General features: G+C 71.9%; 16 protein-coding genes. 6 read left to right on the plus strand and 10 right to left on the minus strand.

From position 1 onward, the window contains the following. Positions 1 to 61: 61 nt before the first annotated feature. Both ABZY45_RS15125 and argH read right to left on the minus strand, forming a co-directional pair. Positions 62 to 1033, minus strand: a complete 972-nt coding sequence (locus ABZY45_RS15125; RefSeq protein WP_356739964.1) for an aldo/keto reductase — start codon at positions 1031 to 1033, stop codon at positions 62 to 64. A 63-nt stretch (positions 1034 to 1096) separates the two neighbouring features. Then, entirely contained in the window at positions 1097 to 2530 is a 1434-nt protein-coding gene (gene argH / locus ABZY45_RS15130) for an argininosuccinate lyase (RefSeq protein ID WP_356739966.1), read from the minus strand. 259 nt (positions 2531 to 2789) lie between these two features. Here argH and ABZY45_RS15135 point away from each other — a divergent pair, with 259 nt between their 5' ends. Both ABZY45_RS15135 and ABZY45_RS15140 read left to right on the plus strand, forming a co-directional pair. Next, entirely contained in the window at positions 2790 to 3389 is a 600-nt protein-coding gene (locus ABZY45_RS15135) for a pyridoxamine 5'-phosphate oxidase family protein (protein WP_356739968.1), read from the plus strand. 64 nt (positions 3390 to 3453) lie between these two features. Continuing rightward, positions 3454 to 4155: a L,D-transpeptidase family protein gene (locus ABZY45_RS15140; protein ID WP_356739970.1), complete on the plus strand. Its 702-nt coding sequence runs from the start codon at positions 3454 to 3456 to the stop codon at positions 4153 to 4155. 7 nt (positions 4156 to 4162) lie between these two features. Here ABZY45_RS15140 and ABZY45_RS15145 read toward each other — a convergent pair whose 3' ends face one another. From ABZY45_RS15145 to argC, 5 genes are all read right to left on the minus strand, one after another. Further along, on the minus strand, positions 4163 to 4699 hold the full coding sequence (locus ABZY45_RS15145; RefSeq protein WP_356739972.1) for an arginine repressor: 537 nt from the start codon (positions 4697 to 4699) through the stop codon (positions 4163 to 4165). Between the two features lie 25 nt (positions 4700 to 4724). Next, the gene (locus tag ABZY45_RS15150) at positions 4725 to 5921 is read right to left on the minus strand and encodes an acetylornithine transaminase (protein ID WP_356739974.1); all 1197 of its coding nucleotides are present in this window, start codon (positions 5919 to 5921) and stop codon (positions 4725 to 4727) included. Then, a complete protein-coding gene (gene argB, locus ABZY45_RS15155; RefSeq protein WP_356739976.1) occupies positions 5918 to 6844 on the minus strand; it encodes an acetylglutamate kinase in 927 nt (308 codons plus the stop codon). The genes ABZY45_RS15150 and argB overlap by 4 nt, the downstream gene beginning before the upstream one ends. After that, positions 6841 to 7995: a bifunctional glutamate N-acetyltransferase/amino-acid acetyltransferase ArgJ gene (argJ, locus tag ABZY45_RS15160; protein WP_356739978.1), complete on the minus strand. Its 1155-nt coding sequence runs from the start codon at positions 7993 to 7995 to the stop codon at positions 6841 to 6843. The genes argB and argJ overlap by 4 nt, the downstream gene beginning before the upstream one ends. Before the next feature lie 88 nt (positions 7996 to 8083). Next, positions 8084 to 9112, minus strand: a complete 1029-nt coding sequence (gene argC / locus ABZY45_RS15165) for an N-acetyl-gamma-glutamyl-phosphate reductase (protein WP_356739980.1) — start codon at positions 9110 to 9112, stop codon at positions 8084 to 8086. A 512-nt stretch (positions 9113 to 9624) separates the two neighbouring features. Here argC and rox point away from each other — a divergent pair. Continuing rightward, the gene (gene rox / locus ABZY45_RS15170) at positions 9625 to 11052 is read left to right on the plus strand and encodes a rifampin monooxygenase (protein WP_356739982.1); all 1428 of its coding nucleotides are present in this window, start codon (positions 9625 to 9627) and stop codon (positions 11050 to 11052) included. Between the two features lie 160 nt (positions 11053 to 11212). On the opposite strand, the gene ABZY45_RS15175 is transcribed toward rox, so the two are convergent. Beyond that, complete coding sequence (locus ABZY45_RS15175; RefSeq protein WP_356739984.1) at positions 11213 to 11611, minus strand: hypothetical protein; 399 nt, start codon at positions 11609 to 11611, stop codon at positions 11213 to 11215. A 13-nt stretch (positions 11612 to 11624) separates the two neighbouring features. Next, a complete protein-coding gene (locus tag ABZY45_RS15180) occupies positions 11625 to 12317 on the minus strand; it encodes a hypothetical protein (protein WP_356739986.1) in 693 nt (230 codons plus the stop codon). Between the two features lie 149 nt (positions 12318 to 12466). Between ABZY45_RS15180 and ABZY45_RS15185 the strand changes: the two genes are divergently transcribed. Continuing rightward, the gene (locus tag ABZY45_RS15185) at positions 12467 to 13540 is read left to right on the plus strand and encodes a hypothetical protein (protein WP_356739988.1); all 1074 of its coding nucleotides are present in this window, start codon (positions 12467 to 12469) and stop codon (positions 13538 to 13540) included. A gap of 84 nt (positions 13541 to 13624) precedes the next feature. After that, entirely contained in the window at positions 13625 to 14257 is a 633-nt protein-coding gene (locus ABZY45_RS15190; RefSeq protein ID WP_356739990.1) for an SRPBCC family protein, read from the plus strand. A 158-nt stretch (positions 14258 to 14415) separates the two neighbouring features. Here ABZY45_RS15190 and ABZY45_RS15195 read toward each other — a convergent pair whose 3' ends face one another. Next, on the minus strand, positions 14416 to 14814 hold the full coding sequence (locus ABZY45_RS15195) for a DUF5997 family protein (protein ID WP_356739992.1): 399 nt from the start codon (positions 14812 to 14814) through the stop codon (positions 14416 to 14418). Between the two features lie 58 nt (positions 14815 to 14872). Here ABZY45_RS15195 and ABZY45_RS15200 point away from each other — a divergent pair, with 58 nt between their 5' ends. Beyond that, positions 14873 to 15655: a LysR family substrate-binding domain-containing protein gene (locus ABZY45_RS15200; protein WP_356739994.1), complete on the plus strand. Its 783-nt coding sequence runs from the start codon at positions 14873 to 14875 to the stop codon at positions 15653 to 15655. The last annotated feature ends 77 nt before the right edge of the window (positions 15656 to 15732 follow it).

Genomic DNA, 15732 nt, shown 5'->3' on the forward strand with positions numbered 1-15732 from the left:
GCCCCCGGTCCCACCGGTACGGGTCAGGCGCCGGTGGGCCCATTTCCACGGGCCAGGGCGGTCAGCTCCAGGGCAGTGAGGCCCGGTGGCGCCAGTACGCCTCCGGCTCCTCCACCAGCGCGGCAAGCCTGTCCAGCCGGTCGGTGTCCAGATCGAGGAGGGGCGCGTGCAGGTTGGCGGCCAGCTGCGTGACCGTCGCCGCGCCGGACAGGACGACTCCGGCCCACGGCTGGTGGAGCACGAGTGCCAGGGCGACGGCGTCCGCGTCCAGTCCCGCCTCGGTGCCGATCTCCCGGAGGACGGCGGGCGCCTCGGTTCCGGCGAGCCGGCCGTTGGCCATGGCTTCCTTGACGATCACGGTGAGCCCCGCGTCATGGGCCTCGGCGAGCGCGGGCCCGGCGGAGGTCTCCAGGGCGTTGAAGGTCGCCTGGACCGTACGGAAGAGGGGCTCGCCGTCCACGGTCACGGCCAGGGCGGACCGGATGGCGTCCGCCTGGGCGGGCCCGCTCGCCGAGAAGCCGATCGTGGTGCCCTGGGCCGCGAGTTCGGCGAGCCGGGCGTGCAGGTCCTTGTCGCTCAGCGCGGGGCTGTCGGCGGTCACCGAGTGGATCTGGTAGAGATCGAGCCGGTCCCCGAGCAGTTCGGCCGTTTCGGCGTGCTGTCGTTCGAACGCGGCCAGGCTGTGGTCCTTGACCTCGTGCGCCTCGGCGTCGCTGCGCCAGTCGGCGGTGTAGGTGTAGCCCCATTTGCTGCCGATGACCACGTCCGTCACATCGGGGCGGGCGCCGAGCCAGTCCGCCAGGAACTCCTCGGCACGGCCGTAGGAGCGGGCCGCGTCGATGTAACGGACACCCTGCGCGTATGCGGCGTCCAGGAGTTCATGGGTGTGGGCGCGCAGGGCGCCGGCGCTGCGGTCGCCGGGAAGGTCCCGGTCGCGGTGCGGGGTGATGTAGCCGGGCCTGCCGACGGCGGCCAGGCCGAGCCCGATGTGGGAGGTCGGGGTGGTCGCTCGGTTCAGGCGGGCGAAGGGCATCGCGGGCTCCTCTGGGTCGGTTCCGAACGCCTTCCCGTCAACGTAGCCCGCGATGCCTGCGAATCAGCCGCGCGCGGTCGCCCAGGCGTGCTGCGTCACCAGGTCGGCCTTCACCTCGGCCAGCTGGACGGCGACGGCCGAGGGGGCCGTCCCGCCGCGCCCGTCACGTGAGGCCAGCGCGCCGGGCACGTTCAGCACGGTGCGCACCTCCGGGGTGAGGTGCTCGGAGATCTTCGCGAACTGCTCGTCCGTCAGCTCGTCGAGCTCGATGCCCTGCTGTTCGCACACCTTCACGCACTCCCCCGCGACCTCGTGGGCCACACGGAACGGCACACCCTGCTTGACCAGCCACTCGGCGATGTCCGTGGCGAGCGAGAAGCCGGCCGGTGCCAGCTCCTCCATGCGCTCGCGGTTGACGGTGAGCGTGGCCATCATCCCGGTGAACGCCGGCAGCAGGATCTCCAGCTGGTCGCAGGAGTCGAAGACGGGCTCCTTGTCCTCCTGGAGGTCACGGTTGTAGGCGAGCGGGAGGGCTTTCAGGGTCGCCATCAGCCCGGTCAGGTTGCCGACGAGCCGGCCGGACTTGCCGCGTGCGAGCTCGGCGATGTCCGGGTTCTTCTTCTGCGGCATGATCGAGGAGCCGGTGGAGAACGCGTCGTGCAGGGTGACGAAGGAGAACTCCTTCGTGTTCCAGATGATGATCTCCTCGGCGATCCGGGAGAGGTTGACGCCGATCATCGCGGTGATGAAGGCGAACTCGGCGACGAAGTCACGTGACGCGGTGCCGTCGATCGAGTTGCCCACGGAGCCCCGCTCGAATCCGAGGTCCGCGGCGACCGCCTCCGGGTCCAGCCCGAGGGAGGACCCGGCCAGGGCGCCGGAGCCGTACGGGGACACGGCGGTCCGCTCGTCCCACTGCCGCAGCCGCTCGGCGTCCCGGGACAGCGGCTGCACGTGCGCCAGGACGTGGTGGGCGAAGAGGACCGGCTGGGCGTGCTGGAGGTGCGTGCGGCCGGGCATGGCCACGTCGGGGTGCGCCTCTGCGAGCCCCACCAGCGCGTCCTGGAGCTCGGCGATGAGGCCGCCGATGATCCGGGCGTGGTCGCGCAGGTACATCCGGAAGAGCGTGGCGACCTGGTCGTTGCGGGACCGGCCGGCCCGCAGCTTTCCGCCGAGGTCGGGGCCGAGGCGCTCCAGGAGGCCACGCTCCAGCGCGGTGTGGACGTCCTCGTCGGCGATGGTGCCGGTGAACGAGCCGTCGGCGACGGCGGCCTCCAGCGAGTCCAGCCCTTCGAGCATGCGGGCCAGCTCGTCGTCGGTCAGCAGCCCCGCCTTGCTGAGCACGCGCGCGTGGGCACGGGAGCCGGCGATGTCGTACGGCGCGAGCCGCCAGTCGAAGTGGACGGACGCGGACAGCTTGGCCAGCGCCTCGGCCGGACCGTCTGCGAAACGGCCGCCCCAGAGGCGTACGTCGCTGTTTCCGGTGCCGTTGCTCACTGCGTGCTCCTCGGGAGTGCAAGGGGGTGTGCGTCCGCCTCACGGCGCGCGACCGTTAGTGGCATAACTATGCAAGGTACTGCATGGTTTGTCAAAGCTGCGGGGCTCGACCGCGCACACGCCTCGCTCCGGGCCGACTCCAGGCCACGCGGACAGCGGCGCGACGGCTCCTGGCCGTCCAGGACCTCGCCCGCGCGCGGGGCCTGCCCGGATGGTGAAACACCCCGCTCCGCACACCTGTTCGCAGGACAATGCCGCCATGGGAAAGACACACGACCGCATCGACGGCCGGCTCAGGACCTTCATCGAGGAGCAGCCCCTCTTCTTCACCGCGACCGCGCCTCTGGACGCCGGAGGCACGGTCAACCTCTCCCCCAAGGGGGTGCGCGGCTCGTTCGCCGTTCTCGACGGACGGACCGTGGCCTACCTCGACTTCGCCGGCAGCAATGCCGAGACCGTCGCCCACCTCCGCGAGAACGGGCGCATCACGCTGATGTGGTGCGCCTTCCAGGGCCCGCCGAACATCGTCCGGGTGCACGGCCGCGGCGAGCCGGTCTTCCGTGACGATCCGCGGTTCCCCGGCCTGCTGGGGCACTTCACCGGCGTGGATCCCACCCCGCACGGGCTGCGCGCGATCATCGTGGTGACGGCGGAACTGATCCGGGACACCTGCGGCTACGCGGTGCCCTTCATGTCCTACGACGAGGACCGTTCGCTGCACGCGGACCGCTTCAGGCGCGAGGACGACGCCGGCCTGAGCCAGTACTTCGAGAAGAAGTCCGACATCGGCACCAGCATCGACGGCCTGCCGGGACTCCCCCTCCCTCTCCCCGCCATGCCCGCGCCGTCCTCGGAGTGAGGCGCTGGGCCGTACGGAGCAGGCGCGGTGGGGGCGCCGCGCCGTGCGCCGTACGGTCCGGAGCATGCGCAGACTCCTGGTGACCGCGTCGGTCCTGCTGGCTCTGGCCGGTTCGCTCGCGGCGCGGCCCGCCGCACCGCCGCCCCTTCCCGAGCGACTGGCCGACACGGGCGGCGGCACCCAGCTCATCACCGCCGAGGCCCCCGGCACGGACTCCACCACGGGCACCGTCACCTGGTGGGACCTGCGTCCTGGCGGCTGGGTGGCCGCGGGTTCGGCACCCGCGCGCTTCGGGGCGAACGGGCTCGCCGAGGGCAGGACCCGTACGCAGGGCACGAACACCACGCCCACAGGGCTCTACGACCTGCCGTACGCCTTCGGGACCGAGGCCGCGGCGCCCGGGACCCGGTACCCGTACCGCCGGGTCACCGACGCCTCGTGGTGGTGCCAGGACAACGCGTCCGCCGCGTACAACCGCTGGGTGGAGCCGCGCCCCGCCGACTGCCGGGCCGACGAGGCCGAGCATCTGATCACCTACCGCGCGCAGTACGCCCGTGCGCTCGTCGTCGGCTTCAACTACCACCGGCCGGAGCGCGGCAGGGGCGCCGGGATCTTCCTCCACGTCGACGGAAAGGGCGCGACCGCCGGCTGTGTGTCCGTGCCGGCGGTCGCCATGGACCGGATCCTGGCCTGGGCCGATCCGGTACGCCGTCCGCACATCGCGGTCGGGACGGCGTCCGGACCGACCGCGATCACCCTGTACTGAGTGCCTGTCAGCGGTCGTTCTGGGCCAGTCGCAGCAGATGGTCGGCCAGCGCCTGACCGCCGTTCGGGGCACGGCTGATCAGCATCAGCGTGTCGTCACCCGCGATGGTCCCGAGGATCGCCTGGAGTTCGGCCTGGTCGATGGCCGAGGCGAGGAACTGGGCGGCGCCCGGAGGCGTGCGCAGTACCACGAGGTTGGCGGAGGCCTCGGCGGAGATGAGCAGCTCCGCGGAGAGCCTGCGCATCCGCTCCTCCTTCGCCGAGCCTCCGAGCGGCGCCTGCGGGGTGCGGAAGCCGCCCTCGCTCGGCACTGCGTAGATCAGCTCGCCGCCGGTGTTGCGGATCTTCACCGCGCCCAGTTCGTCCAGGTCGCGCGAGAGCGTCGCCTGGGTGACGCTCAGCCCGTCGTCGGACAGGAGCCTGGCCAGCTGGCTCTGGGAGCGCACCGGCTGCCGGTTCAGGATGTCCACGATCCTGCGGTGGCGTGCCGTGCGGGTCTGCGGCACCGACGGCCCGCCGTGATCGGTGTCCTGTGCCTCGGTCATCGTCGTCGCCTCATTCTCCGGATCGTCACTCCCCGGATCGTCCGTCCCCGTAAGCCGCGTCGAGGGCTCCCGGCAGAATCCGCAGGAACTCGTCCACCTCGGCGTCACCGATGATCAGCGGCGGCATGAGCCGTACGACGTCGGGGGCGGGCGCGTTCACCAGGAGTCCGGCTCCCTGAGCCGCCTGCTGCACCTTCGGTGCGAGGGGGCCGGTGAGCACGATACCCAGCAGCAGTCCGGAGCCGCGGACGTGGGAGACCGACGGGTGCCCCAGACCCTCGACGCCGTCCCTGATCCGCTCGCCCAGCCGCTTCACGTCGTCCAGGATGCCGTCGGCGGCGAGCGTGTCCAGCACGGCGAGGCCGGCGGCGCAGGCGACGGGGTTGCCGCCGAACGTCGTGCCGTGCTGACCGGGCTTCAGCAGGTCGGCCGTGGGGCCGAACGCCACGGTGGCGCCGATCGGCAGTCCGCCGCCGAGTCCCTTGGCGAGCGTGACCACGTCGGGCTCGACGCTCTGGTGGGCCTGGTGCTCGAACCAGTGGCCGCAGCGTCCGATCCCGGTCTGCACCTCGTCCAGGACGAGCAGGGTGCCGGTGGCCCGGGTGATCTCCCTGGCGGCCTCCAGATAGCCCGCCGGCGGCACGACGACGCCGTTCTCGCCCTGCATCGGCTCGATGATCAGCAGCGCGGTGTCGGTGGTCACCGCGGTCCGGAGCGCCTCGATGTCGCCGTACGGCACGTGCGTGACGTCACCGGGCAGCGGCAGGAAGGGGGTCCGCTTGGCGGGCTGGCCGGTCAGGGCGAGGCTGCCCATGGTCCGGCCGTGGAAGCCACCGTCGGTGGCGACCATGTGCGTACGCCCGGTCAGCCGGCCGATCTTGAAGGCCGCCTCGTTGGCCTCGGCGCCGGAGTTGCAGAAGTAGACCCTGCCCTCGCGGCCGAAGAGCTGGAGGAGCCGCTCGGCGAGCGCGACGGGCGGCTCGGCCGTGTAGAGGTTGGAGACGTGGCCGAGGGTGGCGATCTGCGTGGACACGGCTTCGACCACCGCGGGGTGGGCGTGCCCGAGCGCGTTGACCGCGATGCCACCGACGAAGTCGAGGTATCCGGTGCCGTCCGCGTCCCACACGCGGGCGCCCTCGCCGCGCACCAGGGGCAGCCGCGGGGTGCCGTAGTTGTCCATCAGCGCACCCTGCCAGCGCTGTGTGATCTCCTCGTTGCTCATGACTCCCCCTCGGCGCCGGGCTGTGCGGCGGCTGTTGCGTCGGGCACGACCATCGTGCCGATTCCCTCGTCGGTGAAGATCTCCAGCAGGATCGAGTGCTGGACCCGGCCGTCGATGACGCGTGCGGTCTCGACCCCGTTGCGTACGGCGTGCAGGCAGCCCTGCATCTTGGGGACCATGCCGCTGGAGAGGTCGGGCAGCAGCTTCTCCAGCTCGGTGGCGGTGAGGCGGCTGATGACGTCGTCGCTGTGCGGCCAGTCCTCGTAGAGCCCCTCGACGTCGGTGAGGACCATCAGCGTCTCGGCGCCCAGCGCGGCGGCGAGTGCGGCGGCGGCGGTGTCGGCGTTGACGTTGTAGACGTGGTTGTCCTCGGCGGAGCGCGCGATGGAGGAGATGACCGGGATCCGGCCGTCGTCCAGCAGCGCCTGGATCGCCCCCGTGTCGATGGCGGTGACCTCGCCGACCCGGCCGATGTCGACGGCCTCGCCGTCGATGACCGGGCGGTGCTGGGTGGCGGTGATCGTGTGCGCGTCCTCGCCGGTCATTCCGACGGCGAGCGGGCCGTGCTGGTTCAGCAGCCCGACGAGCTCACGCTGGACCTGTCCCGCGAGCACCATGCGTACGACGTCCATGGCCTCGGGGGTGGTCACACGCAGCCCGGCCTTGAACTCGCTGACCAGGCCCTGCTTGTCGAGCTGGGCGCTGATCTGCGGGCCGCCGCCGTGCACGACGACGGGCTTGAGGCCGGCGTGCCGCAGGAAGACGACGTCCTGGGCGAAGGCCGCCTTCAGTTCGTCGTCGATCATGGCGTTGCCGCCGAACTTGATGACGACGGTCTTGCCGTTGTGCCGGGTGAGCCAGGGCAGCGCCTCGATGAGGATCTGTGCCTTGGGCAGCGCGGTGTGCTTCCTCGCGGCGCTCATGAGCTGTACGCGCTGTTCTCGTGGACGTACTCGGCGGTGAGGTCGTTGGCCCAGATGACGGCCGACTCGTCGCCGGCGGCGAGGTCCGCGGTGATGCGGACCTCCCGGTAGCGCATGTCGACCAGGTCGCGGTCCTCGCCGACACCGCCGTTCTTGCACACCCACACGTCGTTGATGGCGACGTTCAGCTGGTCGGGTTCGAAGGCGGCCCGCGTCGTGCCGATCGCGGACAGGACACGGCCCCAGTTGGGGTCCTCGCCGTGGATGGCGCACTTCAGGAGGTTGTTGCGGGCGATGCTCCGGCCGACCTCGACGGCGTCGTCCTCGGTCGCCGCGTTGATCACCTCGATCCGGATGTCCTTGGACGCGCCCTCGGCGTCGCCGATCAACTGGCGGGCGAGGTCGGCGCAGACGCTCTGCACGGCCTGCTCGAACTCGGCCTGCGCGGGGGTGGTTCCGCTCGCACCCGAGGCGAGCAGCAGCACGGTGTCGTTGGTCGACATGCAGCCGTCGGAGTCGACCCGGTCGAAGGTGGTGCGGGTGGCGGCGCGCAGCGCGGTGTCGAGAGCGGGTGCCTCCACGTCGGCGTCGGTGGTGAGGACGACGAGCATGGTGGCGAGGCCGGGGGCGAGCATGCCCGCGCCCTTCGCCATGCCGCCGACCGTCCAGCCCTCGCCGCCCGCGACGGCGGTCTTGTGCACGGTGTCTGTGGTCTTGATCGCGATGGCGGCCTTCTCACCGCCGTGCTCGCTGAGGGCCTGCGCGGCCTTCTCGATGCCCGGCAGGAGCTTGTCCATGGGAAGCAGCACGCCGATCAGCCCGGTGGAGGCCACCGCGATCTCGCCCGCGCTGTGACCGCTGAGGACCTCGGCTGCCTTCTCGGCGGTCGCATGGGTGTCCTGGAAGCCCTTGGGGCCCGTACAGGCGTTGGCACCACCGGAGTTGAGGACGACGGCAGTCACCTCGCCGCCCTTGAGTACCTGTTCGGACCAGAGGACGGGCGCGGCCTTGACCCGGTTGGAGGTGAAGACGCCCGCGGCGGCGCGGCGGGGGCCGTGGTTGACCACGAGGGCCAGATCCGGATTACCGCTCTCCTTGATCCCGGCGGCGATACCCGCCGCCGTGAATCCCTTGGGTGCCGTGACGCTCACTGCATCTCCTCGTTCGCTACTCCGCCCACGCAGCCCAGCGGCGCGGTTTCCTTCGTTGCCCGCGGCCCCGCGGCCGCGTGTGAGCCGCTCAAGGGGCGACTCCGATCGTGAAAAGACCTGTGTCCTCGGGGAGCCCGAGGGCGATGTTCATGCTCTGCAGGGCGCCGCCCGCGGTGCCCTTGGCGAGGTTGTCGATGGCGCTGATCACGACGATCCGCCCGGCCGTCTCGTCGTGGGCGACCTGGATCTGCACGGCGTTCGATCCGTACACGGCCGCGGTGGAGGGCCACTGGCCCTCCGGCAGCAGGTCGACGAACGGCTCGTCCGCGAAGGCCTTCTCGTACACCGCCCGCAGCGACTCGGCACTCACCCCGGGCTTCGCCTTGGCGCTGCACGTGGCGAGGATGCCGCGGGGCATGGGCGCGAGGGTCGGGGTGAACGAGACGGTGACGGGTCCACCGGCGGCGGCCGCGAGGTTCTGCATCATCTCGGGGGTGTGCCGATGACCGCCTCCGACGCCGTACGGGGTCATGTTGCCCATGACCTCGGAGCCGAGCAGGTGCGGCTTGAGCGCCTTGCCCGCTCCGGAGGTGCCGGACGCGGCGACGACGACGGCCTCGGGCTCGGCGAGCCCGGCGGCGTAGGCAGGGAAGAGCGCGAGGGACACGGCGGTCGGGTAGCAGCCGGGCACAGCGATGCGCTTGGTCCCCTCCAGCTCCGCGCGGGCCCCGGGGAGCTCGGGCAGGCCGTAGGGCCAGGTACCCGCGTGCGGGGAGCCGTAGAACTTCTCCCAGTCGGCGGCGTCCTTCAGCCGGAAGTCGGCCCCCATGTCCACGACCAGCACATCGTCGCCGAGCTGCTCGGCGACCGCGGCGGACTGCCCGTGCGGGAGGGCCAGGAAGACGACGTCGTGCCCGCCGAGCACCTCGGCCGTGGTCGGCTGGAGAACGCGGTCGGCGAGCGGCCTCAGGTGCGGCTGCAGGGCGCCGAGCCGCTCTCCGGCGTTGGAGTGGGCGGTGAGGGCGCCGATCTCGACCTGGGGGTGGGTGAGGAGCAGGCGGAGCAGTTCCCCGCCGGCGTATCCGCTCGCTCCTGCCACTGCCGCACGTACCACCATCGGAAAGCCTCCTTGTCGATGGCATGACTATACGCACCTATGCAGTGTTATGCAAAGAGTTTCAAGGGTGTACGCCTGCGGCCGGGGAGTACGCGGGAGAGGACCTCGTCACCCAGGGCCCGGCTCGGGGGAGGGACCCGCCGGACGAAGTCCGCCGTCACCGATCGGGTGACGGGAGGCGCGGCGTCGCGAACGAGGGGGCGCCGGACGAAGGGGCCGCGGGCGAAGGGGAGGCGCGTGGGCAAAAAGAAGGGCAAGGAGCTCACCTACTCCTCGCCACTCTCAAGATATAGCGCACCGGGGGCCTTGCGGCAAGGCCCCCATGGTGCCGCAGAATATCCGCTCGAAGCCGGAACCTGCGGAAATCAGGGTTTCGCGGCGTACGCGCGGTTTGTCGGCATGCCGGTCTCGTCAGGGCAGCGAGACGCCGGTGGAAACCGGCGGCGTGTACGCCCATGGGCCGCGCGGAGCGGCCGGCTGAAGAGCAAGTGCGATGAATGGGGCGGGTTTTCATGATCGACGTGATCATTGCAGGCGGCGGACCGACCGGCCTGATGCTGGCGTGCGAGCTCCGGCTGCACGGCGTGCACGTGCTGGTGCTGGAGAAGGAGACCGAGCCGACCGTGCAGTCCCGCGCGCAGGGCCTGCACGCCCGCAGCGTGGAGGTGATGGACCAGCGCGGTCTGCTGGAGCGTTTCCTGGCGCTCGGCAAGAAGTTCGAGGTCGGTGGCTTCTTCGCCGGCCTCAGCGACAGGTGGCCCGACCGGCTGGACACCGCGCATTCCTACGTTCTCGCCATCCCGCAGCAGGTAACCGAGCGGCTGCTGGCCGAGCGCGCCGCCGAACTGGGTACCGAGATCCGGCGCGGCCACGAGCTGGCCGGGCTGAGCCAGGACGGCCACGGGGTGAGCGTGGAGCTGGCGGACGGTACGCAGCTGCGCTGCCGGTACCTCGTCGGCTGCGACGGCGGGCGCAGCACGGTGCGCAAGCTGCTCGGCATCGGCTTCCCCGGTGAGCCCTCCAGGGTCGAGACGCTGCTCGGCGAGGTGGAGGCGGCCGTTCCGCCCGAGACGCTGGCCGCCGCGACGGCCGAGGTGCGCAAGACCCAGAAGCGGTTCGGTTTCGCACCCCTGAAGGACGGGGTGTACCGCGTGGTCGTGCCCGCCGAAGGCGTGGCCGAGGACCGTACGGCCGCGCCCACGCTCGACGAACTCAAGGCGCAGCTGCGGGCGTTCGCGGGCAGCGACTTCGGCGTGCACTCGCCGCGCTGGATCTCCCGGTTCGGCGACGCCACCCGGCTCGCCGAGCGTTACCGGGCGGGCCGGGTGCTACTGGCCGGCGACGCGGCGCACATCCACCCGCCGACCGGTGGCCAGGGTCTCAACCTGGGCGTGCAGGACGCGTTCAACCTGGGCTGGAAACTGGCCGCCGAGGTGAACGGCTGGGCCCCCGAAGGGCTCCTGGACAGCTACCACACCGAACGGCACCCGGTGGCCGCCGCCGTACTGGACAACACCCGTGCGCAGATGGAGCTGATGGCCGACCAGCCGGGCCCTCGGGCGGTGCGCCGGCTGATGTCGGAGCTGATGGAGATCGAGGAGGTGAACCGGTACGTGATCTCGAAGATCATCGGCATCGGCATCCGCTACGACTTCGGCGAGGGCCACGAACTGCTGGGCCTGCGGCTCCGGGACGTCGAGCTGGAGCGGGGTCGCCTCTACGGGCTGATGCACGGCGGGCGCGGGCTGCTGCTCGACCCGGCGGGACGGCTGTCGGTGGCGGGCTGGGCGGACCGGGTCGACCACGTCGTCGACGGCAGCAAGGAACTGGACACGCCCGCCGTACTGCTGCGGCCGGACGGCCATGTGGCGTGGGTGGGCGAGGAGCAGCAGGACCTGCTCGGGCACCTGCCCAGGTGGTTCGGCGCCGCCACCGTGTGACCGCGCGGGCTTCCGGGGGTAGGGACGCCTCGTAACACGGGGCAGCGGAAGAACCGGCCGGGCCCGCCAGGGCGAACCGGTCGGGGCGAACCAGCCAGGCGCGTCGGGGCAAACCGGAGGAGCGGCCCGCCCCCGGGCCGGTCGCTCCTCCCCTCGGCGTTCATCCGGTCGGGCGGCCCCGGGGCACGGCACGGAACAGGGCCAGGAGCTCCTGGGCCGGCGGGGCGTCCGCGTCGAAGAACTGCGTGGCCAGGGCGGCCGTCACCGCCGTCCCCCGCATCCGGACCTCGTGGCAGCGGAAGCAGAACGCCGCCTCGTACAGCGCGAGGCCCAGCGTGTCGTCGTACGCCCGGATGCCCCAGCCCGGCGAGAAGCCGCAGCGGTGCTGTTCGCCGGGGGGCAGGGTCTCCATCAGGGCCAGGGCTGCGGCGGCCTCGCCGTCGGCCCAGTGGCCGGCCACCTCGCCCGGATACGGGTCGCTCCGCCCGGCCGGGAGAGCGGAGATCCTGACGACCTCGATCAGCGCGGTGGCGGCCACGGCGTCCTCTGGAAGCAGCACGGTCCCGTACCCCTCATTCCGCCGAGCGGAAGTCGTCGGTCAGGACGCAGCCGTCCACCTGGGCGGGGGCCGCGCTCACGTCGCCGCTCGCCTCGAAGTCCGGATTGCAGTTCAGGACGAGCAGGTTGGACGCGGACAGGTCTGCCAGCGTGTCCGGGTCGGGTGCGATGACGGCGAAGTCCTTGCCGACACCGAACCCTCCCTCGATACCGGCGTCGGGCGAGGTCTTGACCCGCTCGGCGATGTCGGCTCGGTAGGCGTTCTGCAGCGCCCTCATACCGTCGGTTCCGGTCCAGAAGACGCGGATGTAGCCGTGGCCCCCGTCGTCGCAGGTGCCCCGGAAGCGGACACCCCAGCTCTCGTCGAACTGCTCGTCCATCGGGTAGTAGCGGGTGTCGGACGGGTCGATGCTGTACTGCTCGCAGACCGTGAACCGCTGCAGGAACTCACCGGCGGCCATGACCGATCCGGACTCCGGGAGGTTGTCGAGCATGAACCGCTGCCGCGTGCTGAGCCCGCCGGACCGCTCGCCCTCTCCCCCCGCACCACCGTTGCGCGCGCCGCCTTCCGCGGCCGGTGGGTCCACCGCGCCGCCGATCGCGCCGATCTCCGCCGGGTTCGCGCCGTCTCCGTCGTCCTCGCACCCGGCCAGGGCCACCACCGCTCCCATGACCGCCAGGGCCGCCGAGGCCCGCACCCCACGCATGTCCGCTCCCCCGCTGCTCCGCCGTCGCCTGAACCCCGGACCCTAGGACATGCACATGCCGAAGATCAAAAACGGGTGGGCGCAGGTGTCCGCGCGGTCGCGGGACCGGGACGGGCGGCCGTGTCAGTGGGGTTCGCTACCTTGCCGCCATGTCGATCACCGCACAACTGCGCGAGTCGGTGACGCTGCCGGGTGGCGGCGCACTGGTCAACGGCTGCGCCTTCGAGGTCAGCGGGGAAAGGCTGCCGCGCGCCCTCCTCCGGAACGGGCACGAGCTGGAGGTCCACGACCTCCACGAGGTGTTCGCCGGCGAGCGGGCGCCTGCCGCCGTCTTCCCCCTTCCCTGGCCTGGATGGGACCTGGGCGTTCACTCGGTCAGCCCCGACGCCACCTTCGCGGTCTTCTCGGGTCAGCGCGCGGTCCGGGCCGTCGGCCCGGGCGGAGAGACCCTGTGGGAGTACCGGCACGCCTGCTGGGGGCCCGAGATCGGCCACCCGCACACGGGGGACGAGCAGGAGGTGTGCCACGGCCTCGAACACGGCTCCTGCCAGGTGTCCGCGGACGGCCGGCTCGTCTGGGCCCATGTCGTGACGGAGCAGGACGTCGAGAACTGGCAGGAGTTCCGGGTCCTCCTGGACGCCCGGGACGGCCGGGAACTCGGCCGGATCCCGCTGGACAGCGCCGCCGCGGGCTCGCGTCATCTGCGCCACCCGGACGGCGTCCACATGGGGCTGTGCATCGGTATGGGGCAGGACGGCGTCCTGCTGCACTGGGCGCGCTGGGACGGCGAGGTGCTGACCGGCTGGGATCTGGGCCGGCGTACAGACCGCATCCTGATGGACGCCCACCCCGCGCATCCGGGCTTCCTGACGGTCGAGCACTACGGGACGGACCTGGAGCTGCACGCCCTGGACGGCACGACGATCGCCGAGGCCTGCCTCGATCCGGAGGACGACGAGGACGACCCGCCCCGCTGGGAGTACGACTGCGGCTTCGTCGACGCCAATACCGTCATCGCCTCCGTGACCGCTTCCGACGGCCTGGAGTGCGCCCGCCACCGGCTGCTCGACGGCCGCACCCTTGAAGTGCGAGGGACGGTCGATTACCCCAAGGGCCCCGTCGACAGCTACGTACGCCCGCTCGGCGACGGCACCTGGCTCACGTACGACGACACGACCGGGACGCTCAGCCGCTGGGCCGAGGCGGACGCCTGTGCCGGCTGAGGCGGTACCGACCGAATTTCGGTTACATGGGCTCGGGTGCCCGGCACCACCGAGCGGACCGGCAGGCGGAGGAAGGGAGCGGCCATGAACGAGATCCTCGACGAGATCGAGCACGTGCACCGGGAGGTCGGCACGCGCCATGTGGCGTCGGACGAGGCCGGGACGGTCCTGTTGCGGCGGACCTTCGACGCCGCGGCCCCGGACGTCTGGGACGCGCTGACCTCGCCGGAGCGGATCGCCCGGTGGTTCCTCCCGGTGACCGGGGAGTTCCGGGCCGGCGGGCGCTACCAGCTGGAGGGGAACGCCGCCGGCGAGATCCTGGAATGCGTGCCCCAGGAGCGGCTCCGGGTGTCCTGGCTGTTCGGACCCGATCCCGGCTTCAGCGAGGTGGAGGTGCGCCTGACACCGGGGAGCGGCGGTGGCACGGTGTTCGAGCTGGAGCACGCGTCCGTGGTTCCGGAGGAGTTCCGGAGCCAGTACGGCCCGGGAGCGGTCGGGATCGGCTGGGACCTGGCCCTTCTGGGGCTCGGCTGGCACCTCACGGGCGGCGGGCTCAGCCCGGAGGACGCCGTCGAGTGGCAGAACTCACCCGAGGCGAAGGCCTTTGTGGCGCGCTCGGGCGAGGAATGGGGGCGCGCCTTCGCGGCCTCCGGGGCGGACCCGGAGATCGTGACCGCCACGACGGTGGCCACGATCGCGTTCTACACGGGGGAATAGACCGCCGACAGAGACCTTCGTGCCGCGGTCCTCACGAACGGGACGGCGGTCGCCGGCCCTTCGTGTCCGGTCCCGCGGTCGGGACCGCCCGGGACGCCGGTCACCGCCCCGGCGTCCCGCGCGTGGACGGCGGCTTGGAGAGCGCCCCGGCGGGCACGTCAGTCGCGGTCGGCCTGCTCGGCGCGGGCGGCGTCGCGCTCCTTGATGCGGACCGCTTCCTTGCGGACCTCGGCCTGGGTGGCGCGTTCCTTCTGGAGCCACTCCGGGCTCTCCTGCTTCAGCGCGTCGATCTGCTCGGTCGTGAGCGGCTCGGTGACACCGCCGCGCGCGAGGCCGGCGATGGAGACACCCAGCTTCGAGGCGACGACGGGCCGGGGGTGCGGGCCGTTGCGGCGCAGCTCCTGCAGCCACTGGGGCGGGTCGGCCTGCAGCGCGTTCAGCTCGGCGCGCGAGACGACGCCCTCCTGGAACTCGGCGGGGGTGGCTTCGAGGTACACACCCAGCTTCTTCGCCGCGGTGGCGGGCTTCATCGTCTGGGTGGTCTGGTGCGACGTCATGGTGTCCAGGGTATCGAGCATGTGCGCCGCCTCCGACCACGGCCGGTAACCTGGCGGGGTGACAGGCTCGGAAGTACCCCCTGCGTTCCGGCTCGCCTACGTCCCCGGCGTGACCCCGACCAAGTGGGTGCGGATCTGGAACGAGCGGCTGCCCGGTACCCCGCTGACCCTCGTCGGAGTGCCCGCCGCGGAAGCCGTGGACCTGCTGCGCGACGGCGGCGCCGACGCCGGTTTCGTGCGGCTGCCCGTCGACCGTACGGACCTCAGCGCGATCCCGCTCTGGACCGAGACGACCGTGGTCGTGATCCCCAAGGACCACGATGCGTCGGCCGTCGAGGAGATGGCGGTCGAGGATCTCCCCGAGGAGATCGTGCTGCACCCCCTCGACGACGTCCTCGACTGGGAGCGCCCGCCGGGCCGGCCCGCGCTCGAGCGGCCCGCCACGACGGCGGACGCGGTCGAGCTGGTGGCGGCGGGGGTGGGGCTGCTCGTCGTACCGCAGTCGCTGGCCCGCCTGCACCACCGCAAGGACCTCACCTACCGGCCGCTGACGGGCGTTCCCGAGTCGCGGATCGCGCTGTCGTGGCCGGAGGAGAAGACGACCGACCTGGTGGAGGAGTTCATCGGGATCGTCCGTGGGCGCACGGTGAACAGCACCCGGGGCCGTCCCCCGACACCACCGCAGCCCAAGGCCGGGCGCGACGCCGCGAAGAAGAGCGGCACCCCGCGCAAACCGGCGGCGGGCAAGACGTCACGGGGCGGCGCCAAGAGCGCCAAGGGCGGCGGCGCGAAGAACCCCAGGGCCGCGGCCAAGCGCGGAAAGCCCCGCCGCCGGCCGTGACGGGAGGTCCGCACCCCTACCCGTAGTACTTCGGAGCTACGCGGCAGGTGCGCTCCCCGGCGGGACGCCGGTCACAC

This window comes from Streptomyces sp. NPDC006516 (genome assembly GCF_040611875.1).
Lineage (GTDB): Bacteria > Actinomycetota > Actinomycetes > Streptomycetales > Streptomycetaceae > Streptomyces.